Source organism: Streptomyces sp. NPDC085524, assembly GCF_044541755.1.
Lineage (GTDB): Bacteria > Actinomycetota > Actinomycetes > Streptomycetales > Streptomycetaceae > Streptomyces.
On the sequence record NZ_JBITTH010000003.1, the window covers coordinates 207,752 to 230,043 of the forward strand.

19 protein-coding genes are annotated in these 22,292 nt (G+C 72.2%); 12 read left to right on the plus strand and 7 right to left on the minus strand.

The window, feature by feature from the left end; translation table 11 throughout:
* Positions 1–77: 77 nt before the first annotated feature.
* Both ACIGFK_RS05845 and ACIGFK_RS05850 read right to left on the minus strand, forming a co-directional pair.
* Positions 78–677 (minus strand): TIGR03086 family metal-binding protein, encoded by a 600-nt coding sequence (locus tag ACIGFK_RS05845; protein WP_376661222.1) that lies wholly within the window; start codon positions 675–677, stop codon positions 78–80.
* A gap of 66 nt (positions 678–743) precedes the next feature.
* The gene (locus ACIGFK_RS05850) at positions 744–1,409 is read right to left on the minus strand and encodes a DUF1707 domain-containing protein (RefSeq protein WP_376661223.1); all 666 of its coding nucleotides are present in this window, start codon (positions 1,407–1,409) and stop codon (positions 744–746) included.
* A gap of 170 nt (positions 1,410–1,579) precedes the next feature.
* Here ACIGFK_RS05850 and ACIGFK_RS05855 point away from each other — a divergent pair, with 170 nt between their 5' ends.
* Both ACIGFK_RS05855 and ACIGFK_RS05860 read left to right on the plus strand, forming a co-directional pair.
* Positions 1,580–3,244, plus strand: a complete 1,665-nt coding sequence (locus tag ACIGFK_RS05855) for a fumarate hydratase (protein ID WP_376661224.1) — start codon at positions 1,580–1,582, stop codon at positions 3,242–3,244.
* Between the two features lie 144 nt (positions 3,245–3,388).
* Positions 3,389–4,000 (plus strand): hypothetical protein, encoded by a 612-nt coding sequence (locus tag ACIGFK_RS05860; protein ID WP_376661225.1) that lies wholly within the window; start codon positions 3,389–3,391, stop codon positions 3,998–4,000.
* Between the two features lie 96 nt (positions 4,001–4,096).
* On the opposite strand, the gene ACIGFK_RS05865 is transcribed toward ACIGFK_RS05860, so the two are convergent.
* A complete protein-coding gene (locus tag ACIGFK_RS05865) occupies positions 4,097–4,495 on the minus strand; it encodes a hypothetical protein (protein WP_400050695.1) in 399 nt (132 codons plus the stop codon).
* A 52-nt stretch (positions 4,496–4,547) separates the two neighbouring features.
* On the opposite strand from ACIGFK_RS05865, the gene ACIGFK_RS05870 reads away from it, so the two are divergent.
* A complete protein-coding gene (locus ACIGFK_RS05870; protein WP_400050697.1) occupies positions 4,548–5,318 on the plus strand; it encodes a glycerophosphodiester phosphodiesterase in 771 nt (256 codons plus the stop codon).
* On the opposite strand, the gene ACIGFK_RS05875 is transcribed toward ACIGFK_RS05870, so the two are convergent.
* Entirely contained in the window at positions 5,272–5,751 is a 480-nt protein-coding gene (locus ACIGFK_RS05875) for a hypothetical protein (protein WP_400050699.1), read from the minus strand. The genes ACIGFK_RS05870 and ACIGFK_RS05875 overlap by 47 nt on opposite strands.
* Positions 5,752–5,866: 115 nt before the next feature.
* Entirely contained in the window at positions 5,867–7,405 is a 1,539-nt protein-coding gene (locus ACIGFK_RS05880) for a ricin-type beta-trefoil lectin domain protein (RefSeq protein WP_400050701.1), read from the minus strand.
* 108 nt (positions 7,406–7,513) lie between these two features.
* On the opposite strand from ACIGFK_RS05880, the gene ACIGFK_RS05885 reads away from it, so the two are divergent.
* The 3 genes from ACIGFK_RS05885 to ACIGFK_RS05895 all read left to right on the plus strand — a co-directional run bounded on the left by ACIGFK_RS05885 (position 7,514) and on the right by ACIGFK_RS05895 (position 12,243).
* Entirely contained in the window at positions 7,514–8,920 is a 1,407-nt protein-coding gene (locus ACIGFK_RS05885; protein ID WP_376661230.1) for a class II fumarate hydratase, read from the plus strand.
* Positions 8,921–9,042: 122 nt separating this feature from the next.
* Positions 9,043–9,741, plus strand: a complete 699-nt coding sequence (locus ACIGFK_RS05890; protein ID WP_376661231.1) for a DUF402 domain-containing protein — start codon at positions 9,043–9,045, stop codon at positions 9,739–9,741.
* A gap of 255 nt (positions 9,742–9,996) precedes the next feature.
* Entirely contained in the window at positions 9,997–12,243 is a 2,247-nt protein-coding gene (locus ACIGFK_RS05895; protein ID WP_386469420.1) for a SpoIIE family protein phosphatase, read from the plus strand.
* Between the two features lie 68 nt (positions 12,244–12,311).
* Here the strand turns inward: ACIGFK_RS05895 and ACIGFK_RS05900 are convergent, their stop codons facing one another.
* The gene (locus ACIGFK_RS05900; RefSeq protein WP_400050704.1) at positions 12,312–14,588 is read right to left on the minus strand and encodes a transglycosylase domain-containing protein; all 2,277 of its coding nucleotides are present in this window, start codon (positions 14,586–14,588) and stop codon (positions 12,312–12,314) included.
* Between the two features lie 233 nt (positions 14,589–14,821).
* On the opposite strand from ACIGFK_RS05900, the gene ACIGFK_RS05905 reads away from it, so the two are divergent.
* From ACIGFK_RS05905 to ACIGFK_RS05915, 3 genes are all read left to right on the plus strand, one after another.
* The gene (locus ACIGFK_RS05905) at positions 14,822–15,742 is read left to right on the plus strand and encodes an SPFH domain-containing protein (protein WP_376661651.1); all 921 of its coding nucleotides are present in this window, start codon (positions 14,822–14,824) and stop codon (positions 15,740–15,742) included.
* Positions 15,739–16,038 (plus strand): hypothetical protein, encoded by a 300-nt coding sequence (locus tag ACIGFK_RS05910; protein WP_376661650.1) that lies wholly within the window; start codon positions 15,739–15,741, stop codon positions 16,036–16,038. The genes ACIGFK_RS05905 and ACIGFK_RS05910 overlap by 4 nt, the downstream gene beginning before the upstream one ends.
* Positions 16,039–16,142: 104 nt before the next feature.
* Positions 16,143–16,853, plus strand: coding sequence for a peptidylprolyl isomerase (locus tag ACIGFK_RS05915; RefSeq protein WP_376661649.1), 711 nt, complete (start codon positions 16,143–16,145; stop codon positions 16,851–16,853).
* An 88-nt stretch (positions 16,854–16,941) separates the two neighbouring features.
* Here the strand turns inward: ACIGFK_RS05915 and ACIGFK_RS05920 are convergent, their stop codons facing one another.
* The gene (locus tag ACIGFK_RS05920; protein WP_376661648.1) at positions 16,942–18,453 is read right to left on the minus strand and encodes a DUF2079 domain-containing protein; all 1,512 of its coding nucleotides are present in this window, start codon (positions 18,451–18,453) and stop codon (positions 16,942–16,944) included.
* Between the two features lie 141 nt (positions 18,454–18,594).
* Here ACIGFK_RS05920 and ACIGFK_RS05925 point away from each other — a divergent pair, with 141 nt between their 5' ends.
* Genes ACIGFK_RS05925 through ACIGFK_RS05935 form a run of 3 tightly spaced genes read left to right on the plus strand, consistent with a single transcriptional unit; the run spans position 18,595 to position 22,123 of the window.
* Positions 18,595–19,119, plus strand: a complete 525-nt coding sequence (locus tag ACIGFK_RS05925) for a PadR family transcriptional regulator (protein WP_376661647.1) — start codon at positions 18,595–18,597, stop codon at positions 19,117–19,119.
* Complete coding sequence (locus ACIGFK_RS05930) at positions 19,116–19,802, plus strand: ABC transporter ATP-binding protein (protein ID WP_400050707.1); 687 nt, start codon at positions 19,116–19,118, stop codon at positions 19,800–19,802. Before ACIGFK_RS05925 ends, ACIGFK_RS05930 begins: the two co-directional genes overlap by 4 nt.
* Positions 19,799–22,123 carry an FtsX-like permease family protein gene (locus ACIGFK_RS05935; protein ID WP_400050708.1) on the plus strand — a complete coding sequence of 775 codons (2,325 nt, stop codon included), beginning with the start codon at positions 19,799–19,801 and terminating at the stop codon, positions 22,121–22,123. The genes ACIGFK_RS05930 and ACIGFK_RS05935 overlap by 4 nt, the downstream gene beginning before the upstream one ends.
* The last annotated feature ends 169 nt before the right edge of the window (positions 22,124–22,292 follow it).

Sequence of the window (22,292 nt, forward strand, 5' to 3'; positions counted from 1 at the left end):
GCTGTACGCGCCCCTATGCACCGTGCACCACCGGCCGCACGGCCTTCGTCCGAAACGTGCCCCTGCCGCCGGGGCCCTCACGCCCCCTCCGGCGCCCAGCCCGGATCGCGCCCCAGGTAGGCCAGCAGCGACCCGGCCGGGTCGTCGCCGGGCGCGGGGGCGCCGGGCAGCGCCGGGCCGTAGGCGAAGCCCCGCAGGGGCTCCGCGAGGGCCTCAGCGGCGGGCCGAAGGGCGCGCGCCAGGTCCGCGGGGAGCGGCGACGGCTGGCCGGTGGCCACGGCGATGTCCCAGGCGTGCACCGCGGCGTCGAGGGCGGCCGCACCGACGGCCGTCTCGGCGGACACCGAGAACGGGGGCAGCGGCACCGCGACCTCGGCGGTGCCGGGCGCGACCCCGGCGAAGGCCTCGGCGGCCGCCGCGAGGGCGGGCTCCAGCAGCTGCGCCGGGGCCGCGGTCAGGACACCGGATGGCGCGAACGGGTCCTCGGCCGGGCCGGGTCCCCCGGTGAGGCGGGAGGCGTAGGCGAGCTGGTCTCCGGCGGCGTGCTGGAGGACCTGGCCGGCGGTCCACTGCTCGCAGGGCGTCGGCCGGTCCCATCCGTCGGCGGGCACCCCGGCGACGGTGGCGCGGAGTGCTTCGTGTGCCTGGTCGAGCAGATCCCACTTGGATACGGTCATGCGCCGGATCCTACGATTGCGCGTGCGGCCGAATCCCTTTGTTTCAGGGCGTGTTGAGGATCCGGCTCAGCCGTCGAGGCGTTTGCGCAGCTTGTGGGCCAGGTCGACCAGGCGGGCGCCGCGCTTGGGCCGGGCCTCGATGTTGCCGAGCAGGGCGAAGCCGCGGACGATCACCACCGGGGCCTGCGGGTCGGTCTCCCCGCGGCTCTCGCCGCGCACCTCGAAGTTGCCGAGGATCCCGCTGCCGTAGCCGCGCAGGGTGACGTTCTCCGGAACCCGGACTTCCACGTTGCCGAGCACGCAGGTCACGTTGATCTCGGTGACCTGCTGCTCGAAGACGGCCTCGGTGAGGTCGATCTCGATGTCGCCCATGACCGAGACCGCACGGGTGTGCGCGCCCGGCCGCCAGCGGCCCTTGCGGGCGGCGCTGCTGCACACGGCGACGACGTTCTCCATGTAGGCGGCGGGAACGGCCGCACCGGCTCCCGCCGCGTACGCGGGCAGGCCGTTGCCGGTGCCGGGCGCGGGCAGGTCCCGTACGAGGACCTCCAGCTCGCCGACCGTCTTGAGCTCGTACAGCGAGTCCAGGCGCTCCGAGTGCTCCTCGGAGTTCAGCCGGCCCTCGGCGAGGGCGTCGGCGAGCCTCTGCGCGATCCGGTCCCGGTCGGCGTCGGAGGCGCGCAGCTCGGAGGCGGCGGAGGCAGGGGCGGCGGGGTGCTTTTCCAGGTCCACGCCGGCCAGCATAGCGAGACACGATAGATCGCGATACTCCTGAGTGGCGCAGAGCGCGCCCCGAGTGAGCCTTACCTCACAACCACGGGCGCGTCGAGAGGTCCTACGCTGGATGACCGCGCTGCCAATTGGTCGCCAGTGCTGTCTGCCGAGTGAGGAATGGCCACACAATGCCGGAGTTCGCGTACACCGACCTGCTGCCCCTGGGCGAGGACACCACCCCCTACCGGCTGGTGACCGCCGAGGGCGTGTCCACCTTCGAGGCGGACGGCCGTACGTTCCTCAAGGTCGAGCCCGAGGCGCTGCGCAAGCTCGCCGAAGAGGCGATCCACGACATCCAGCACTTCCTGCGCCCCGCGCACCTCGCGCAGCTGCGCCGCATCATCGACGACCCCGAGGCCTCCTCGAACGACAAGTTCGTCGCGCTGGACCTCCTCAAGAACGCGAACATCGCGGCGGCCGGCGTCCTGCCGATGTGCCAGGACACGGGCACGGCGATCGTCATGGGCAAGCGCGGCCAGAACGTCCTCACCGAGGGCGGTGACGAGGCGGCCCTCTCCCGCGGCATCTACGACGCGTACACCCGCCTGAACCTGCGCTACTCGCAGATGGCCCCCCTCACCATGTGGGAGGAGAAGAACACCGGCTCGAACCTGCCCGCGCAGATCGAGCTGTACGCGACCGACGGCGGCGCGTACAAGTTCCTCTTCATGGCCAAGGGCGGCGGCTCGGCCAACAAGTCCTTCCTCTACCAGGAGACGAAGGCGGTCCTCAACGAGGCCTCCATGATGAAGTTCCTGGAGGAGAAGATCCGTTCGCTCGGCACGGCGGCCTGCCCGCCGTACCACCTGGCGATCGTGGTCGGCGGCACCTCGGCCGAGCACGCGCTGAAGACCGCGAAGTACGCCTCCGCGCACTACCTGGACGAGCTGCCCCGCGAGGGCTCCGCGCTCGGCCACGGCTTCCGCGACGAGGCCCTGGAGCAGCAGGTCTTCGAGCTCACCCAGAAGATCGGCATCGGCGCGCAGTTCGGCGGCAAGTACTTCTGCCACGACGTCCGCGTCGTCCGCCTCCCCCGCCACGGCGCCTCCCTCCCGGTCGCCATCGCGGTCTCCTGCTCCGCGGACCGCCAGGCGGTCGCGAAGATCACCGCCGAGGGCGTCTTCCTGGAGCAGCTGGAGACGGACCCGGCGCGCTTCCTCCCGGACACCACGGACTCCCACCTGGACGAGTCCGCCGACGTGGTCTCCATCGACCTGAACCAGCCGATGGACGAGATCCTCGCGACCCTGACCAAGCACCCGGTCAAGACCCGCCTGTCCCTGACCGGCCCGCTGGTCGTGGCGCGCGACATCGCGCACGCCAAGATCAAGGAGCGGCTGGACGCGGGCGAGGGCATGCCGCAGTACCTGAAGGACCACCCGGTCTACTACGCGGGCCCCGCGAAGACCCCCGAGGGCTACGCCTCCGGCTCCTTCGGCCCGACCACGGCCGGCCGCATGGACTCCTACGTCGAGCAGTTCCAGGCGGCGGGCGGCTCCAAGGTCATGCTGGCCAAGGGCAACCGCTCGCAGCAGGTGACGGACGCGTGCGGCTCGCACGGCGGCTTCTACCTCGGCTCGATCGGCGGCCCCGCGGCGCGCCTGGCGCAGGACTGCATCAAGAAGGTCGAGGTCCTGGAGTACGAGGAGCTCGGCATGGAGGCGGTCTGGAAGATCGAGGTCGAGGACTTCCCGGCCTTCATCGTCGTGGACGACAAGGGCAACGACTTCTTCCAGAACCCGGCCCCGGAGCCGACGTTCACGCACATCCCCGTGCGCGGTCCGGGCCTGTAACGGCGCATCGCGGTACCGAGGGCCCCTCCCCCGTTCGGGGGAGGGGCCCTCGCGCATGTCCGCCCATCGGCAGATGGCAGGCGGGCGGGCTCCCGACGAGGCTGTTCCCGTACCCAAACAGCCGACGCGCAACGGGAGTTCACGATGAAGAACCGCACCCGCACCCTCGTCCTCGCAGGGACCGCCGCCGCCCTCGTGGCCAGTCTGGTCGCGGCGGCCCCCGCCCCGGCCGCGCCAGCCGCGGACCGGGCGAAGGCGGCCTCCGTCCACGGGGGCGGCACGATCTTCTTCCCCTACTCCCCCGAGGACGACATCCGCTTCACGGTCGAGGCCGAGTCGGTCCCGTGGAGCAGGCCGTATCCGGCGCCGGGCCTGGACAAGGGCCTGCCGACGGATGCCCGGGGCCGGGTGACGATCTCCCACCACTTCAAGGCGAACGGGTTCACCGGCACAGCCGAGGCGGAGGTGGACTGCCTGGTCACGGGCGGCAGGACCGCCACCCTGACCGCCGTGGTCAAGAGCTCGAACGTCGGCTGGGAGGGCAAGCGGATCGGCATCAGCGTCCAGGACGGTCAGCGCGGCGAGCCCGACCGCCTCGGCTTCTCCTGGGCCGTCGCCAACGTCGACGTGAAGCCGGACGGCACGGTGGCGGAGGGGGCGGTGGGCACGTGCATGGCCCCGGCGCCGTTCACGGAGGTCACCAAGGGCAGCTTCAAGGTCACCCCGGCCCCGCTGTCCCCGATCCCGGCCCCGTAGCGGCTTCCCCCGCCGGGCCGTCGCCGCTGCGCGGGGCTCTTCCCCCCACCCCGCCCCTTCCCGAAACCGGGGGCTCCGCCCCCGGCCCCCCGCTCCTCAACCGCCGGAGGGGCTGGAGTACGCCTGGCCGGGGTCCGCGGCTCCGGCCGACTCCGCCAGGAAACGGGCTTCGACCGGGGTGGCCTCCCACCCCGTGGCCCGGGCGGCGGCGACCTCGGCGATGGTCAGCCCGTAGACCCGGCGCAGCAGCGCGATCGGAACCCCGTCGGGCCCGCCCACCGGCAGGCGTACCGTGCCCTCAAGGGCCACGATCCGCTCCCTGATCCAGGGCGGCGGCACGCCCCGGCCGCGGTCGCAGGCCAGGGAGCCGTCGCTCGGACAGAAGTCGTACGCCTCCCAGCGCAGCACTCCGCCGTCGATGACTTGCCACGCCTCCTGGACGCATTCCTCACAGGGTTCGCAGTGCGCGTACCCGTCCATCCACTGTTCAGCCATCCGGGCATCATGCGGTGCCGGGGTGTCCACCGCATCCGGATACCGTCGGGGCATGACACGACTGTCCCTCCCCACCTCCGGCGGCGCCATCCGCGTGGTCGCCCACCGCGGGGCCTCCCACGAGCACCCCGAGCACACCATGGCCGCCTACCGGCAGGCCATCGCCGACGGGGCCGACTCGCTCGAGTGCGACGTACGGCTCACCGCCGACCGGAAGCTGGTGTGCGTGCACGACCGGCGGGTGGAGCGGACCTCCGACGGGCGGGGCGTGGTGTCGGAGATGACGTACGCGGAGCTCGCCGCGCTCGACTTCGGCCGGTGGAAGGGCGAGGAGCACGCCGGGGCGCGGGTGCTGCTCTTCGAGGACCTGCTGCGGGAGGCACTGGCGGCGGACCGGCCCGTGGGGCTCGCCGTGGAGACCAAGCACCCGAGCCGGGCCGGGGGCCGGCTGGAGGTGGAGCTGGCGCGGATGCTCAAGGAGTACGGGCTCGCGGACGGGGCCTCGGGCCGCGTCGAGGTGATGAGCTTCTCCCGGAACGCCCTGACGCGGATGCACCGGCTCGTGCCGGGGCTGCCGGCCGTCTACCTGATCGAGCGGGCGGTGCGGCCCGTACGGCCTGCGTTCGCGACCCACGCGGGACCCGGCATCGACCTCGTACGGCGGGATCCGGGGCTGGTGGGGCGGCTGAGGGCCAAGGGGCTGCGGGTGCGCGTGTGGACCGTGGACGAGCCCGAGGACGTGGAGCTGTGCGTGCGGCTCGGGGTCGACACGATCATCACCAACCGGCCGCGGGAGGTCCGAAAGCTCCTGGAGTCGCGCTGACCTGCCGGCGGGACCGTACGGCCCTCACCGTGCAGTACGCAATGCCCGCCAGCGACGCCATGAGCAGGGGGTTGACCCAGATCGGGACGACCTCCACGCGGACGCCGCCGGGGAAGGTGCACTCCGTGGACACCGGGAAGTACGACTGGTCGATCTTGATGTCGGCGTCCGGGGTGCGGTGGCTCTGCGGGCCGTGCTGCGCGGTGAGCGCGTCGAGGCAGGGGCGGGTGGGGCGAGAGGAGAAGCCTCTCAGGTTGCCCCAGGCGAAGGCGATGACCGCGAGGCTCAGGCACACCATGGCGGCTTCGCTCCACTGGCCGGCGGCCGTTCGGCTCATGCCCGGTCGGCGGGTCACCGCCAGGTGGACGGCTTTGACGAGGGCGAATGCCACAGCGGGCAGGGCCAGCAGCACGGATATCGCGGTGATGATCACCGGGCAAGCGTGCCACAGGAGTTGGAACCACCCGGCCGGGGTGCGCCGGCCGGGTGTGGGGGTGCTTGCGGGGATCCGGCGGGGGTCGTTCGGGGTCGTTCGGGGGGTGCCGGGGTTAAGCGAAGCGCTGGTTGGCCGAGCCGTTGCACGGCTGCAGGCGCAGCGGGTCGTGGGCGGCGGCGACCGTCAGGCACATGCCCTGGGCGGCCGCGGGGCGGAGGGTGGCGCCGTCGCGGACGAACTGCTGGTTCGCTCCGCCGTGGCAGTTCCAGATGATCAGGCCGGTTCCGGCCCCGTAGTTGGCGCCGGGGGCGTCGAGGCAGCGGTCGTGGCTGAGCTCGATGTGGACGGACTTGCGTGCCGTGTCGTACCACCAGCCCTGGTTGCGCCCGCCGTGGCAGTCCCATCCGAGGACGGCCGTCTCATTGGCGCTGGAGCCGCCCTTGGCGTCGACGCAGTTGCCGGTCGCCTCGTTCTTCAGGGGTGCGTAGAGGGAGTCCCACGCGCCGGCCTGGAGGACGGGGGTACCGGTGCTCGCGGGGTCGGCGCAGGAGGCCTCGCGCAGGCCGGAGTTGTAGAGCTGGGTCAGGCAGGACGCGAACGCGCCGTGGCCCCGGTAGTTGGGGTGGAAGGACTGGCGGGCGGTGTTCTCGTCCCACGGGAAGTGGTCGCCGAGGTCCAGATAGAGGCCACGGGCCCAGGTGTCCTCCATGCAGACCTCGTGGCCGTGGAAGAGCCGGGAGTTGTCGAGGAAGAGGGCGCCGGAGTTGCGGGCGGCTTCGCGCATGCCCTTCTCGAAGGTGGGCACCGCGTAGTTGCGGCCCCAGGCGGCGTCGGAGTCGTAGCCCGCGCAGCCTCCGGGGAGCTTGCCGGGGAAGTTCGGGTTGTCGTAGAAGTCGGGGCCGATGGGGCTGGGGTAGCCCATGACGACGAGCTTGTAGTCGGAGTCGGCGTATCCGGCGTCGCGCATGACCGTCTTGAGGTCCGCGACCGTGGCCTCGACCTTCGGCTTCAGGCCGTCGACGCGCGCCTGCCAGCCGGGGCCGTACTTGGGCTCGCAGGTGCCCTGGCTGAGCACCCAGCGGGTGACGCAGTCGGTCATGACGGGGCCGAACTGGAGGTCGTCGTTGGCTCCGGCGACCAGCAGCACCATCTTGATCTTCGTGTTGCGCGCCTTGATGGCGAGGTTGTCGCTCTGGACCAGCTCGTCGGCGTACTGCTTGCTGCCGCCGATGCGGATGTTGCCGGTGTACCCGCCGGAGCAGGCGACGTTGAAGGTCAGGTCGGCGGGGATGCCGGTGCGGTGGATCGCCGAGTCGGGCGAGCGGTGGCACTGGTTGGACGAGGTGTTGGTCGCGGGGTCGTAGTTGCCGACGCCCTCGCCCGAAATCTCGCTGTCGCCGAGCGAGATCAGGCCGGTTTTGCGCTCGGCGAGCGGGCGGACGGCCGGGTCGCCGTAGATCTTGGTGGCCTCCGCCGCGCGGATGGCCTCCAGCTCGGGCGAGAGCGGGGTGACGACCCCCGCCGTGGTGCCCGCCGTGGTCGCGGCCTGGGCCATCGGGGTGATGGCGGTGACGCCCCCGAGGGCGGCCGCGATCGCCGCGACCGCGGCGAAGGTAGATCTGAGCATGGGTTTCGTACCTGTACGTGGCATGGACGCCTCCCCGGCTGTCAGTGTTACCCCCGGTATTTACTGGCCGGTAGGGGAGTTGGGAACACTTCGAACAAGACAATTGCTCAAGTTTTTGAGGAGGCTGCAAAGATGACCGACGATCAGCAGGCCGAAGCGTTCCGTATCGAGCACGACTCCATGGGTGACGTACGGGTCCCCGCGCACGCCAAATGGCGTGCGCAGACCCAGCGCGCGGTGGAGAACTTCCCCGTCTCGGGGCAGCGGCTGGAGAGCGCCCACATCGAGGCGCTCGCCCGCATCAAGGCCGCGGCCGCGGTGGTGAACGCGCGGCTCGGCGTCGTGGACGAGGACATCGCCGCGGCGATCCGGTCGGCCGCCGCGGAGGTCGCGGACGGCCGCTGGGACGACCAGTTCCCCGTGGACGTCTTCCAGACCGGCTCCGGGACCTCGTCCAACATGAACGCCAACGAGGTGATCGCGACCCTGGCCACCGAGCGCATGGACGGCGTTCAGGTCCACCCCAACGACCACGTCAACGCCTCGCAGAGCTCCAACGACGTCTTCCCGTCCTCCATCCACATCGCCGCCACCGCCGCCGTCACGCACGAGCTGGTCCCGGCCCTGCGGCACCTGGAGATCGTGCTGGAGCGCAAGGCCGCCGAGTTCGAGCACGTGGTCAAGGCCGGCCGGACGCACCTGATGGACGCCACCCCGGTCACCCTGGGCCAGGAGTTCGGCGGGTACGCGGCCCAGGTCCGCTACGGCATCGAGCGGCTGCACGCGGCCCTGCCGCGGCTCGCGGAGCTGCCGCTGGGCGGCACGGCGGTGGGCACCGGGATCAACACCCCGCCCGGGTTCTCCGCGGCGGTGATCGCCGAGGTGGCCGCCGCGACCGGGCTGCCGCTGACCGAGGCCCGCGACCACTTCGAGGCCCAGGGTGCGCGGGACGCGCTGGTGGAGACCTCGGGCATGCTCCGTACGATCGCCGTCTCGCTCACCAAGATCTGCAACGACCTGCGCTGGATGGCCTCCGGGCCGCGCACCGGATTGGCCGAAATCAATCTCCCGGATCTCCAGCCCGGCTCCTCCATCATGCCCGGCAAGGTCAATCCGGTGGTTCCGGAGGCCGTGCTGATGGTCGCCGCTCAGGTGATGGGCAACGACGCGACCGTCGCCGTGGCGGGCGCCGCCGGCAACTTCGAGCTCAACGTGATGCTGCCGGTGATGGCGAAGAACCTGCTCGAATCGATTCGGCTGCTCTCGTCCGCGAGCCGCCTGCTCGCGGACCGCACGGTCGACGGGATCACCGCCAACACCGCCCGGGCCAGGGAGTACGCGGAGTCCTCGCCCTCCGTCGTGACGCCGCTGAACCGCTACATCGGCTACGAGGAGGCCGCCAAGGTCGCCAAGAAATCCCTCGCGGAACGCAAGACGATCAGGGAGGTCGTCCTGGAGTCCGGCTTCGTGGACCGCGGCGACCTCACCCTGGAGCAGCTGGACGAGGCCCTGGACGTCCTGCGGATGACGCATCCCTGAGGCGGCCGCGGGCCGGGGCGCAGGGCTTCGGAGGGGGGCCGGATTCGGTCGTTTACCGTCCTTGACCCCCTCCGTGACCTGCAACGCAGCGGGCGCAGGGGCCCCCGCCCTAAGATCTGCGCATGACAGGTACCTTCCGTCCCACGAGCCGTGACGCGGCGCACGGCATGCGCTGGGCGCCCGGGGAGCAGATCCTCTGGCGCTACCGCGACCACGCGCCGGGGCCGACGGGCCGGGTGCACATCTGCCGCCCCGTGACCGTGGTGCGGGACACCGAGGACCTCCTCGCGGTCTGGATGGCCCCGGGCACGGAGTGCGTCAAGCCGGTCCTGGCCGACGGCACGCCCGTGCACCAGGAGCCCCTCGCCACCCGCTACACCGCGCCGCGGACCACCGTGCGGTCGCGCTGGTTCGGGGCGGGCGTGCTGAAGCTGGCCCGGCCCGGGGAGCCGTGGTCGGTGTGGCTGTTCTGGGAGCACGGCTGGCGGTTCAAGAACTGGTACGTGAACCTGGAGTCGCCGCGGACCAGGTGGTCCGGCGGGGTGGACTCCGAGGACCACTTCCTCGACATCTCCGTCTACCCGGACCGCACGTGGAAGTGGCGGGACGAGGACGAGTTCGCGCAGGCGCAGCACTCGGGTCTCATGGACCCGGAGCAGGCGGAGCAGGTGCTGGCTGCGGGGCGCGACGCGGTCGACGTGATCAAGGCGTGGGGGTCGCCGTTCTGCGACGGCTGGGAGGACTGGCGGCCGGATCCGGTATGGACGGTTCCGCTCCTGCCCGAGGACTGGGACCGCACTCCGGCGCATATGACCTCATGAGACCCTTGATGCGCCCCGGGGGTTCAATCGTAGGATCGTTCTTCGCGAGGTCGCAGCGCCGGCGGTGCGGGCGGCCCGTGGTTCCGTAAGTGTCGTGTTACGCGCGGTACTTGACCGGAGGTCGAGGCAGGGCGAGAAGTAACGAGGGGGACCCGGAAGCGCGGGGCGATGGTGCCGCGGCCGCTGAGCGGGTATACCGCGACTGACCGAGTTGAGTGCAGCGCACATCGAGCGCAAACGGACGGAATTCCACGCGTGACGGAGTACCCCACCTCCCAGGAGGGCCCGCAGCCCGTCGCCTCCGGCGGAGGTACGGACGAGCCCGGCCACGGCAAGGCGCCCATCGCCGCCGAGGCCGTACGCACGCATGCCGTGGTCGCCGGCGCCGGCCCGGCGGGGGAGGCGGCTCCGGCCGCGGCGGGTGGCGGCGCTGCCGCCGCACTCCCCCACCCCCGGGGCGATGCGACCGCCTCCGGCGGCGAGGTCCCGGGCAACGCCCGCCCCCGGACCGCCGCTGCCGACGGCGGCGGCTCCCCGGAGGCCGAGCCCCACCGGGGCGCGGCCCGGTCCCGGGACGGCGCGGCCGCGCGCAACGCGGCAGGCGGCACCGCAGCGGCCGAGCAGCCCCGCCCGCGCGGCGAGGAGACCGGGCACGGCGGACCCGTGACGGCACCCCGCCCCCGCGGGGAGGGCGGCGGCCCGGCCGGGGACGGCAAGGGCGGGACGACCGGAGGGGAGGTCCCGGCCGCGCGCCGCGAGGGGGACCGGCTGCGGTTCGTCGGGGCCGCCACGCGGCGGATCGCCCGCGGCATCGACCTGGACGAGATCGTGCTCGGACTGTGCCGGGCCACCGTCCCGACCTTCTCCGACGCGATCCTGGTCTACCTGCGCGACCCGCTGCCCGTCGGCGACGAGCGCCCCCTCGGCACGGTCGTTTTAAGGCTGCGCCGCACCGACCGGCTCCGGCCGATCGACGATCTGACCACGGTCGAGGGCGCCGGGGCCGCGGGGGCCGCCGGCGAACTCGACTTCAGTCAGCTGCCGCTGCTCGGCCCGCAGGGTGACCTGCCCGCGGCCGAGCTGTGCGAGATCCGCTCCGGCGGCCCGCTCGCCGAGGTACTGCGCGGTGTACGGCCCGTCTTCGGGTCCGCCTCCGGCGCCAAGGAGGCCCTTGCGGAGCTGCTCGGCTCGGAGCACCCGGTGCCGCGCGGCAACCGGGCCGTCCTCGCGCCCCTGCGCGGCCGGCGCCGGGTGATCGGCGCGGCCGTGTTCCTGCGCAGCCCGGAGCGGCCCGCGTTCGAGCAGAACGACCTGCTGGTCGCCGCTCAGCTGGCCACGCACACCGCGCTCGGCATCGACAAGGCGGTGCTGTACGGCCGCGAGGCGTACATCGCGGACGAGCTCCAGCGCACGATGCTGCCCGACAGCCTGCCCCAGCCCACCGGGGTGCGGCTCGCCTCGCGCTACCTGCCGGCCGCCGAGACGGCGCGGGTCGGCGGGGACTGGTACGACGCCATACCGCTGCCCGGCAGCCGGGTCGCGCTGGTCGTCGGCGACGTCATGGGCCACTCCATGACCTCCGCCGCGATCATGGGCCAGCTCCGTACGACGGCACAGACCCTGGCGCAGCTGGACCTGCCGCCGGCCGAGGTGCTGCACCATCTCGACGAGCAGGCGCAGCGGCTCGGCTCGGACCGCATGGCCACCTGCCTGTACGCGGTCTACGACCCGGTCTCGCACCGGATCACCATCGCCAACGCCGGCCATCCTCCGCCGGTGCTCCTGCACCTGGGCGGCCGCGCCGAGGTGCTCCGCGTGCCGCCGGGCGCGCCGATCGGTGTCGGCGGCGTGGACTTCGAGGCCGTGGAGCTGGACGCCCCGGCGGGGGCCACCCTGCTGCTGTACACCGACGGCCTGGTGGAGTCGCGGCTGCGGGACGTGTGGACGGGCATCGAGCTGCTCCGCGAGCGGCTGGCCGCCACCGCCCAGCTGACCGGCCTGGACCACCCGCCGCCGCTGGAGGCCCTGTGCGACGACGTGCTGGACATGCTCGGCCCGGGCGACCGGGACGACGACATCGCGCTGCTCGCGGCCCGGTTCGACGGGATCGCGCCCAGTGACGTCGCGTACTGGTTCCTGGACCCGGAGGAGACGGCACCGGGCCGGGCCCGCCGGTTCGCCCGCCGTGCGCTGACCCGCTGGGGCCTGGAGGAGCTGAGCGACTCCCTGGAGCTGCTGGTCAGCGAGGTCGTCACCAATGCCGTCCGGTACGCGGAACGGCCCGTGACGCTGCGGCTGCTGCGGACGGACGTGCTGCGCTGCGAGGTCGGCGACGACTCCCCGCAGCTGCCCCGCCAGCGGCGGGCGCGGGACACCGACGAGGGCGGCCGCGGCCTGTTCCTGGTCAACCGGATGGCCCGGCGCTGGGGTGCGACCCGGCTGAGCAGCGGCAAGGTCGTCTGGTTCGAGCTGCCGCTGCCGGGGGCGCACGAGCGCCGCTGAGCAGGCCCCGAGAACGACGAGAACCGCCGCCCGCTTCGTGCGGGCGGCGGTTCTCGTCGTTACGGGTCCTACTCCGCCTGCTGCGGCGGGAAGAGCGGCGGGTCCGGCGGCTTGGGGCCGTTCGACTTGGTCGGGCTCGGACTCGTGCTCGGCGACTGGCTCGGGGTCGGCGACTTCGAGCCGCTCTTGCTCGGCGTCGGCGACGGCGACTGGTTCCCCGGCGGGGTGCTGCTGGCCGACGGGGAGGACGAGGCGCTCGTCGACGCCGACGGGGAGGCGCTGCGGGTCGGGGCCTGCGGGGCGCCCATCTCCGCCTCCTTCAGGTCGAACTCGGCCGTGTCCTGGCCCTTGAGCGCGGCCAGGGTGTACGCCTTCCAGATCGCCGCGGGGAACGTGGAGCCACCCGCGCGACCGCCGCCGGCGGTACCGGTCAGCGTGACCTGCGTGTGCGTCGTGGGGTCTTCACCGAACATGGCGACGACGGTGACCAGTTCGGGGGTGAACCCGGTGAACCAGCCGGCCACGTTCTTCTCGGTGGTACCGGTCTTGCCGGCGGCCTCGTAGGAGCTGCTGCGGACCTTGTTGCCGGAGCCGCCCTCGTCGTTGACGACGCCGGTGAGCACCTTGGTGACCGTGTCCGCGGTCTGGCGGCTGATGACCTGGGCGCCGATGGCCTGACGGGGGGTGTACTCGCCGTCTCTGTGCTCGGCCTTCTTGACGATGGTCGGCGTGACCTTCTTGCCGTGGTTGTCGAAGGTGGCGTAGACGCCCGCCATCTCCACGGTGTTGGCGCTCATGGTGCCGAGCGACATGGCGGGCTGGTCCGCCGGCCAGCCGGGACGGTCCTTCAGGCCGAGCGACAGGGCCGTCTTCTTCACGTCCTCCGGGCCCACGTCCACGATCATCTGGGCGTACACGGAGTTCACGGAGAAGTCGGTGGCGCCCTGGACGGTGATCATCGGATCGCCGAAGTTGCGGTCGTCCTGGTTCTGCGGGGCGAAGGGGACCTTGCTGCCCTTGACCGGACGCTTGCTGGTGCCGTCGTAGAGGGTGTTCGGGGTGATCGGCTTGCCGTCCTGCGTGGTGGCGTTGTTCTGCAGGGCGGAGGCGAGCACGACCGGCTTGAAGGTCGAGCCGGGCTGGTAGTCGGTGCGCAGGGCGTTGCTCGCGGACTTCTCCGTCAGGCCCTGGCCGCCGTACATCGCGACGATGGCGCCGGTCTTCGGGTCCACCGAGGTCGCGCCCGCCTGGACGTTCTGGTCCACGGGGCGGTTCTGGGTGTCCTTGCGGTCGAGCTTGGACTCCAGCTCCTCGTTGACGGCCTCTTCCAGCGCCTTCTGCTTCTTCGGGTCGATGTTGAGCACGATGTTCCAGCCACCGGCCGCGATCTGCGCGTCGGTGATCTTCTGCTCGTTCATCTCGTCGTTGGCCGCCTGGATCAGGTAGCCCTTCTGGCCGTCCATGCCCGGGCGGGGCTTGGGCTTGATGGGCGGCGGGAGGGTCATGGTCTTGCGCTTGGCCGGGTCGAGCTTGCCCATCTCGACCATGTTGTCGAGGACGGCGTTGAAGCGGATGTTGACGAGCCTCGTGCCGTTCGGGCCTGCGGTCGCCAGGTCGTACTGGCTGGGCGCCTGGATGACGGCGGCGAGGTACGCGCCCTGCTCCAGCGTGAGCTTGTCGGAGTCGACGCCGTAGAAGGCCTGGGCCGCGGCCTGGATCCCGTAGGCGTTGCGGCCGTAGAAGTTGGTGTTCAGGTAGCCGACGAGGATGTCGTCCTTCTCCATGCGCTGGTCGACCTTGAGGGAGATCACCAGCTCCCGGAGCTTTCGGGTCGGCGACTGGTCCTGCGTCAGGTAGTAGTTCTTGACGTACTGCTGGGTGATCGTCGAACCGCCGGCCGTGCCCTTGCCGCGCACCGTGTTGAACAGGCCCCGGGCCACGCCCATCACGTCGATGCCGCGGTCCTTGTAGAAGGACTTGTTCTCGATCGCGATGAAGGCGGTGCGGACGTCCTCGGGGATCTTGTCGATCGTCACGTTCTCGCGGTTCATCTGGCCGGTGCGGGCCATGATCGAGCCGTCGGCGTACCGGTAGGTGTTGCTCTGGAGCGTGGCGCTCTTGTTCGGGTCGGTGGGTTCGTTCACCGAGAAGTAGAGGATGATCGCCGCGGCCATGAGGAGCAGGATCAGACCGAAGAAGGTCCCGAGGATCTTCTTCCAGGTGAAGAGGCGGCGTATGCCGGTCTTTTTGCCGCCGCTCCCGCCACCCGTGGCGGGCTTCCCGCGTCCGCTCGGCGCACGCCGCGCACTGCGCTGCTGCGCCCTACGCGTTTCTGCTCGGCTCATCGCTCCCGCTCCGCTCGATTTCCCCCGACACGTCAGCTCAGAAAGCTAACACCGCAGGCTGTGACAAAGGTTGGCCAACCATCATCAATACCGGTCATTTCGGACGTGAGAATCAGCACCCACGCCACAGGAACCGACGCACGTGAGGCCCGAAGGGTTGCCGTAACACCAAAAAGTGATATCACTTTGCTAAGCGGCTCGACCGGCCGCGACCAAGAGAAACGGGGCAGACCATGACGAACGCAGCGACCGCACCTGCCGGGGCGGCGGACGGCATACGGGAATTCAGCGCGCGCAGCGTGGGCGGCGGCCTGGCGCTGCTGCTCGGACTGGCGGGCATCGCGGCCGGGGGCGGCCTGATCGCGGCCGGCGCCGTCATGACGGCCGCCGCGGCCAAGGCCCTGCTGATCGCGGGCGGCATCCTGGTGTCGCTCGCCTCCGTCATCGCGATGAGCGGTCTCAACACCGTCGCGCCGGGTGAGGCCCGGGTGGTCCAGCTGTTCGGCCGCTACCGCGGGACGATCCGCACGGACGGACTGCGCTGGGTCAACCCGCTGACCTCCCGGGAGAAGATCTCCACCCGCGTGCGCAACCACGAGACGGCCGTCCTGAAGGTCAACGACGCCTACGGCAACCCGATCGAGCTGGCGGCGGTCGTGGTGTGGCGGGTCGAGGACACGGCGCGGGCCGTCTTCGAGGTCGAGGACTTCACGGAGTTCGTCGAGACGCAGACCGAGGCGGCGGTGCGGCACATCGCGATCGAGTACCCGTACGACGCCCACGACGAGAGCGGGCTGTCCCTCCGGGAGAACGCCGAGGAGATCACCGAGAAGCTCGCGGCCGAGCTGCACGCCCGCGTGGAGGCGGCCGGCGTGAGCATCATCGAGTCCCGCTTCACGCATCTCGCGTACGCTCCGGAGATCGCCTCCGCGATGCTCCAGCGCCAGCAGGCGGGCGCGGTCGTGGCGGCCCGCAAGCAGATCGTGGAAGGCGCGGTGGGCATGGTCGAACTGGCCCTCACCCGCCTGGCGGAGGAGGACATCGTGGACCTGGACCCGGAGCGGAAGGCCGCCATGGTCTCGAACCTGATGGTGGTCCTGTGCGGGGACCGCGCCGCGCAGCCGGTCGTCAACACGGGCACCCTCTACCAGTGACCCGGCCCGAGCCCTCCCGCCGGGACGGCGGTCCGGACCGGCCGGAGGCCCCGGCCGGGGAGCCCGCCGCCGGTGCCGCCGGGGCAGGGGGACGGGCGGCGCGCAAGCAGGTGCTGCTGCGGCTGGACCCGCAGGTGTACGACGCGCTGGCGCGGTGGGCGGGCGAGGAACTGCGCAGCGCGAACGCGCAGATCGAGTTCCTGCTGCGCCGCGCGCTGTCCGAGGCCGGGCGGCTGCCCTCCTCCCCGGGGCCGATCCCCCGCCGCGGCCGGCCCCGCAACGCACCGGATTCCTGAGGTATTTCCGCCGGAATTGCACGGCGTGTGCCACCGGCCCGCCTCCGTGCGACTGGATACTCTCGCCGCGTCATATACGGCCGCTCACCGAATTCGAGGCGCGCATGAATCCGACCAGTGAGAAGAACCACGGCGCACTGCGGGCGGGCCGCAAGGCGGGCATCGCGATCGCGGTGGTGGCCGCGTGCGCCGGGCTCGCCTGGACCGCGGTCTCCCTCACCGGCGCCTCCACGGATTCCAAGCCGGCCGCGGCCGCCTGCTCCTACACGCCCAGCGGATCCGCCGGCGCCGCCGCGGTCCCGCCCTTCAACGCCGAGGACGCGGCCCGGCCGTACCGGGCGAAGATCGTCACCGACGAGGGCACCGTGACCATCGAGGCGCTGACCAAGGACGCGCCGTGCGCCACCAACTCGTTCGCGTTCCTGGCCGGAAAGAAGTACTTCGACGGCAGCAAATGCCATCGCCTCACCGTTCGAGGTATTTACGTATTGGAATGCGGCGATCCCGCGGGGGAAGGAAAGGCCGACCCCGGGTACTGGTTCAAGGACGAAAATCTGGCCGGCGCCTCCTATCCGGCGGGAACCGTCGCCATGTCCAAGGCCAAGCCCGGAAGGAACGGCAGTCAGTTCTTCATCAGTTACGCCGATCCCCGCGACCGCATGTCGCCCCACTGGACCCCGTTCGCGAAGGTGGTCGACGGTCTGGACGCGGTGGCGAAGATCGCCTCGAAGGGCACGGCCGACGGGTCCGCGGCCGGGAAGCCCAAGGACCCCGCCGTCATCAAGTCCGTCAGGGTGGAGCGCCCGGCCGGGTGACCGCGGGCGGCCCACCGCCGTACGACATGCACGAGGGGGGCGTCGGCCCGTGGCCGGCGCCCCCCTCGCACTGTGGTGCCGACAGCGGCTACTGCGTGCGGCTCAGCAGGACGAAGCCGTCCCTCTCGTCCACCGTGCGGTACCCCCGGCTCCGGGCGGCGTCCAGGGCCCGCTGCTCCTCCCTGACCGACAGCGGCCACCGCTGGAACGGATCCATCTGGGTGTCGACCACGATCCACTCGGGATGGGGGCGGCTGTCCCCCCAGCCGAACAGGCTGACGCTGGTGCGGTCGGCGAGCTGCGGCAGGAGCTGGGTCGACGCCTGGACCACGGCGCCGTCCGGGATCTCGTCCATCACGCTGTGCGCCACGGCGACGCGGGGGTCGTCCGCCCAGGTCGCCGGCTGGGTCAGCTGCCAGAACGGGAAGTGCGGCAGCAGCATCAGGGTGACCGCCGAGGAGCCCGCCAGGTAGCGGTGCACGCTGCGTACGCCCGAACCCCGCCGGTGCAGGGCGTCGACGAAGGCCACGAACACGATCGGCATGACCAGCAGCGAGTAGTGGTGGCCGGTGCCCCAGTGGTCGGGGTAGTTCGAGACGAGGCGCCACATGACGGACGGCAGCGCGATCAGCACGAGCGGCGAGCGCAGGGCCATGAACAGGGTGGGGGCGAGGATGAGGATCAGGGTGGTGACCTTCTCCTGCGGGGTGATCAGGCCGAGCGTCAGCTGGTGGAAGAGGCCCAGCGCGCCGCCCTCCGCGTCGCCCACCAGCACGCCGCCCGGGACGGCGCCCGGGGCGGCCCCGGGGTTGTGCGAGGCGAGGTAGCCGCTGAACCCGCCCGGGGCGAAGAGCCCCAGCACGAGCAGGGCCAGCGCGGAACCGGCCACGCCGGCCGCGGCCGTGAGGATCCCCAGCCGGCGGCCGCCCCGCCCGCCCCGCCAGGCGATGACCAGTCCGATCACGGCCACCGTGAGACCGAGGTCCTCCTTCACCAGCAGGAGCGGCAGCGACCACCACGCGGCGGCGCGCAGCCGTCCGGCGCCAAGGGCGGTCAGGGAGAGCGTGAGCAGCGGAAGGGCGAAGGCCCATTCGTGGAAGTCGGAGGCGAGCCCGCTGGCCAGGCCCCACGAGAGCCCGTAACAGGTGCCGATGACCGCGGCGGCGGCCGGACCGAGCGTCCGGCGGGCCCAGAAGGCCAGCGGCAGCACGCTCCCGGCGACCAGCGCGGCCTGCGCCACGAGCAGGACCTTCACGGAGGGCCACAGCCAGTACAGCGGCGCCAACAGGGCCAGGATGGGCGAGAAATGGTCGCCGAGGATGGGGAAGTCCGGCCCCTTGACCTCGGACACGGGCAGGTGCCCCTCCGCGTAGGACCGCACGATCTGGGCGAAGATCCCCAGATCGAAGCTGCGGGACAGCAGGCGCTCGTGGATCCGCAGCGACAGCGCCATGTAGGCGAAGAACAGCGCCCCCGCCATGGCCCAGATCCACCATGTGCGCTCGGGGCGGTCCTCCACGGGCGGCTGCGGCGCCGCCCGTTCCTCGGTGCCTGCCTGCTGGGGCGGGAGTGTGGCCGGGTTGCCGGCGGGTGCGTGCATGAACCGTCAAGATGCCAGCAACGCCGCGGACCAGGGCCGGAGTTGCATTCCGTGTGGGCGGGTCGCGGGCAGATTCCCTTCGGATGGCGCACGCCGGGCACCTATACATCAAGCGTATACACACCGTGTAGAGTCACCGGCATGTCCATCGGTCACACGCTCCTCGGCCTCCTGGAGGCCGGCCCGCGCCACGGCTACGACCTCAAGCGGGCCTTCGACGAAAAGTTCGGCCACGACCGCCCCCTCGCCTACGGGCAGGTCTACTCGACCATGTCCCGCCTCCTGAAGAACGGCCTCGTCGAGGTCGAGGGGATCGAGAGCGGCGCCGGTCCCGACCGCAAGCGGTACGCCATCACCGACGCCGGCATCACCGACGTCGAGGCCTGGCTCTCGCAGCCCGAGAAGCCCGAGCCGTACCTGCACTCGGTGCTCTACACCAAGGTCGTCCTCGCCCTGCTCACCCACCGCAGCGCGGGCGGGCTCCTGGACACCCAGCGTGCCGAGCACCTGCGCCTCATGCGCATCCTGACCGCGCGCAAGCGCAAGGGCGACATCGCCGACCAGCTCGTCTGCGACCACGCCCTGTTCCATCTCGAGGCCGACCTCCGCTGGCTGGAACTCACCGCGGCCCGCCTCGACCAGCTCGCCCAGGAGGTACGCCGATGACACCGGCCGGATCACTGCTCGCCGCCACGGACCTCCACAAGGCCTACGGGACCACCAAGGCGCTCGACGGCGCGGAGTTCTCCATCCACGCCGGCGAGGTCGTCGCCGTCATGGGCCCCTCCGGCTCCGGCAAGTCCACCCTGCTGCACTGCCTCGCCGGCATCGTCACGCCCGACACCGGCTCCGTCTCGTACGCCGGCCGCGAGCTCGGCACGATGAACGACGCGCAGCGCAGCGCCCTGCGCCGCTCCGATTTCGGCTTCGTGTTCCAGTTCGGGCAGCTCGTACCGGAGTTGACCTGCGTGGAGAACGTGGCCCTGCCGCTGCGGCTGGCCGGAGTCCGGCGCAAGGAGGCCGAGGCCACCGCCGTGCACTGGATGGAGCGGCTCCAGGTCGACGACCTGACCCGCAAGCGCCCCGGCGAGGTGTCCGGCGGCCAGGGCCAGCGGGTCGCGGTCGCCCGTGCGCTGGTCACCGGGCCCCGGGTGATCTTCGCCGACGAACCCACCGGCGCCCTCAACTCCCTCAACGGCGAACTCGTGATGCAGCTGCTCACGGAGGCCGCCCGGTCCGCGAACGCCGCCGTCGTCCTCGTCACCCACGAGACGCGCGTGGCCGCCTACTCCGACCGGGAGATCGTCGTGCGCGACGGCAGGTCGCTCGACATGGAGCGGGTCATATGAGCTCCCTGCGCGCATGGGCCCGGGACCTCGGCATGGGTGTCCGCTTCGCCTTCGGCGGCGGCCGCGAGGGCTGGACCCGCACCCTGTTCACCGGGGTGGGCGTCGGCCTCGGCGTCGCCCTGCTGCTGATCTCCACCGCCCTGCCGAGCGCTCTCACCGCCCGCTACGAGCGGAGCGACGCCCGCTCCACGCTGGACGCGCCGAGGACCGAACAGCCCGGCCGCGACACCCTGTTGGTGATGCGCGCCGACCAGACGTACCACGACGCGGCGGTCGAGGGCTCGTTCCTGCGGGCCGAGGGGCCCGACGCGCCCGTTCCGCCGGGCCTGGAGAAGATCCCCGGCCCCGGCGAGATGGCCGTCTCCCCCGCGCTGAAGCAGCTGCTGGACTCCGCGGAGGGCGCGGAACTGCGCAAGCGCCTCGACTGGCGGGTCTCCGAGATCATCGGCGACCCGGGCCTGATGGGCCCCGGCGAGCTCCTCTTCTACGCCGGCAACGACCGCCTCCAGAAGACGGGCCCCGAGCAGTACCAGGTCATCCGGATCACCGGCTTCGCCCCCGTGGAGGAACGCGAGGAGCTCGACCCGGTGCTCATGCTGCTGGTGGTGCTGACCTTCGTCGCGCTGCTGCTGCCCGTCGCCGTGTTCATCGCCGCCGCCGTGCGCTTCGGCGGTGAGCGCCGCGACCTGCGGCTCGCGGCGCTGCGGCTGGTCGGCGCGGACACCCGGACGGTCCGCCGGATCGCCGCCGGAGAGGCCCTCGCCGGGTCCCTGGTCGGGCTGTTCCTGGGGGTCGGCTTCTTCGCCGTCGGCCGCGAACTGGCCGGCAGCTTCACTCTCCGCCAGCGCAGCGTCTTCCCCGCCGACCTGAACCCCTCGCCGGGCCTGGCCGCGCTGGTCGCGGTCGTGGTGCCCGCGGCGGCGGTCGCCGTGACCCTGTTCGCCCTGCGCGGCGTGGTCGTCGAGCCGCTGGGCGTCGTCCGTACGACCGTTCCGCGCCGGCGCCGCGTCTGGTGGCGGCTGCTGCTCCCGGTGGGCGGGCTGGGCCTGCTGGTCCCGCTGGCGGGCCGCCGCAGCGAGGGCGGGGACTTCAACCAGTGGCAGGTCAGCGCCGGTGTGGCCCTGCTCCTGGTCGCGATCACCGCGCTGCTGCCCTGGGTGCTGGAGCGGCTCGTGTCCCGGCTCTCCGGCGGCCCGGTGTCCTGGCAGCTGGCCGTCCGACGCCTGCAGCTGACCGGCGGCGGCGCCGCCCGGCTGGCCAACGGCGTCGCCGTCGCCGTCGCGGGGGCGATCGCCCTGCAGATGCTCTTCGCCGCCGTCGAGAGCGACTACGTCGCCTCCACGGGCCAGGACCCGGCCCGGGCGGCGCTCGCGATCAGCCTGCCGCCGGGCCAGGAGAGCACGGGCGACCTCCCCGCGAAGGTCGCCGCGACCGAGGGGGTCGTCGCGGCCGTCCCGCTGACCACCGTCTACGGACGGCGGCCGGGCGCCGACACCGGGATCCGCACCGAGATCACCGTCGGCACCTGCGAGGCGCTGCGCGAGGTCGCCGTACTGAACGCGTGCGCGGACGGCGACGCCTTCGTACTGGCCGGCCCCGACCAGTACGAACCCCTGCAGCCGGACGGGAAGCTGTTCGTCGACCCGCTCTTCGACCCCGCGCCGGACGCCAAGCCCCTCGAATGGACCGTCCCGGCCGGGGCGATGCCGGTCACGGCCCGCGAGGACCCGACCGGCCGGATCCGCCAGGGCGTCCTGGTGACCCCCTCGCTGTCCCCGCGGGGCGTGGGCGCGGCGGAGAACGCGCAGGTCTTCGTACAGGTCGACGCGTCGGTGCCGGACGCCCTGGAGAAGGTCCGCACGGCCGCCCTCAACGCCGATCCCCTCAGCCGCACGCTGACGCTGAAGTACACCAGGGAGAAGGCCGGTTACTCGGCGATCCGCACCGGGCTGTTCTTCGGCGCGACCGCCGTGCTGATCCTGATCGGCACCAGCCTGCTGGTCTCGCAGCTGGAGCAGCTGCGCGAGCGCAAGAGGCTGCTGTCGGCCCTGGTCGCCTTCGGCACCAAGCGCTCGACCCTGAGCCTGTCGGTGCTGTGGCAGATGGCCCTGCCGATCGGGCTGGGCCTGGCGCTGGCCACCGCGGCGGGGGTGGGGCTGGGGGCCGTGCTGATGCGGATGACCGCCCGGCCGGTCCGGATCGACTGGTCCTCGGTCGCCGCGATGACCGGGACGGGCGCGGCGCTGGTCGCCGTGGTGACCCTCCTCAGCCTCCCGGCCCTGCTCCGCCAAATGCGCCCGGACGGCCTCCGCACGGAGTAGCCCGCACCGACGCGGCCCCCGCCGGGGCTCCGCCCCGGACCCCGCGCCTCAAACGCCGGCGGGGCTGGAGGTTCCCGCCCGGCGGGGGTGGATTGCGCGGAGCGCAATTCCAGCCCCGCCGGCGTTTGAGGCGCGGGGGCCCGGGGGCAGAGCCCCCGCAGCGGCGCCG

Bases quoted from the DNA above. Each gene is read 5' to 3' on its own strand.
- ACIGFK_RS05905 (WP_376661651.1), top strand. From the start codon at position 14,822: ATGACGAACGCAGCGACCGCACCTGCCGGGGCGGCGGACGGCATACGG.
- ACIGFK_RS05855 (WP_376661224.1), top strand. From the start codon at position 1,580: ATGCCGGAGTTCGCGTACACCGACCTGCTGCCCCTGGGCGAGGACACC.
- ACIGFK_RS05880 (WP_400050701.1), bottom strand. From the start codon at position 7,405: ATGCCACGTACAGGTACGAAACCCATGCTCAGATCTACCTTCGCCGCG.
- ACIGFK_RS05865 (WP_400050695.1), bottom strand. From the start codon at position 4,495: ATGGCTGAACAGTGGATGGACGGGTACGCGCACTGCGAACCCTGTGAG.
- ACIGFK_RS05915 (WP_376661649.1), top strand. From the start codon at position 16,143: ATGAATCCGACCAGTGAGAAGAACCACGGCGCACTGCGGGCGGGCCGC.
- ACIGFK_RS05845 (WP_376661222.1), bottom strand. From the start codon at position 677: ATGACCGTATCCAAGTGGGATCTGCTCGACCAGGCACACGAAGCACTC.
- ACIGFK_RS05900 (WP_400050704.1), bottom strand. From the start codon at position 14,588: ATGAGCCGAGCAGAAACGCGTAGGGCGCAGCAGCGCAGTGCGCGGCGT.
- ACIGFK_RS05860 (WP_376661225.1), top strand. From the start codon at position 3,389: ATGAAGAACCGCACCCGCACCCTCGTCCTCGCAGGGACCGCCGCCGCC.
- ACIGFK_RS05870 (WP_400050697.1), top strand. From the start codon at position 4,548: ATGACACGACTGTCCCTCCCCACCTCCGGCGGCGCCATCCGCGTGGTC.
- ACIGFK_RS05930 (WP_400050707.1), top strand. From the start codon at position 19,116: ATGACACCGGCCGGATCACTGCTCGCCGCCACGGACCTCCACAAGGCC.
- ACIGFK_RS05885 (WP_376661230.1), top strand. From the start codon at position 7,514: ATGACCGACGATCAGCAGGCCGAAGCGTTCCGTATCGAGCACGACTCC.
- ACIGFK_RS05920 (WP_376661648.1), bottom strand. From the start codon at position 18,453: ATGCACGCACCCGCCGGCAACCCGGCCACACTCCCGCCCCAGCAGGCA.
- ACIGFK_RS05925 (WP_376661647.1), top strand. From the start codon at position 18,595: ATGTCCATCGGTCACACGCTCCTCGGCCTCCTGGAGGCCGGCCCGCGC.
- ACIGFK_RS05890 (WP_376661231.1), top strand. From the start codon at position 9,043: ATGACAGGTACCTTCCGTCCCACGAGCCGTGACGCGGCGCACGGCATG.
- ACIGFK_RS05935 (WP_400050708.1), top strand. From the start codon at position 19,799: ATGAGCTCCCTGCGCGCATGGGCCCGGGACCTCGGCATGGGTGTCCGC.